Raw genomic sequence first — 379 nt, 5'->3', positions numbered from 1 at the left:
GTACGAGTTGATGACGCATGACGAGATGCGCTTCGTCATCGGTCACGAGCTCGGTCACGCGCTCAGCGGTCACGCCGTCTACCGCACCATGCTCCATCACCTGATGCGGTTGGCGTCGTCGTTCGGTTTCGTCCCGATCGGTGGCTGGGCATTGCGCGCGATCGTCGCCGCCCTGCAGGAATGGCAACGCTTATCCGAACTTTCGGGGGACCGCGCGGGCCTGCTGTGCGGACAGGACTTCGACATGGCGATCCGGGTCGAGCTGAAGTTGGCGGCGGGCCGGCACCTGGACAAGCTCGACTCGCAGGCGTTCCTCGCACAGGCACGCGACTATGACGCGACCGGGGACATGCGCGACGGGGTGCTCAAACTGCTCAAT

Annotated in this window: 1 protein-coding gene; it reads left to right on the top strand. The window is 64.6% G+C overall.

Annotated features, from left to right (window positions below):
• Positions 1-10: 10 nt before the first annotated feature.
• Positions 11-379, top strand: a 369-nt coding sequence (locus RNB18_RS53535; protein ID WP_311721249.1) for a M48 family metallopeptidase, incomplete at its 3' end; no start/stop codon positions are given.

Origin of the sequence: Streptomyces doebereineriae, from assembly GCF_031845645.1 — a bacterium.
Lineage (GTDB): Bacteria > Actinomycetota > Actinomycetes > Streptomycetales > Streptomycetaceae > Streptomyces > Streptomyces canus.
Note: the sequence above shows the minus strand (reverse complement) of the source record. Positions and strands in the feature narration are given on the sequence as shown.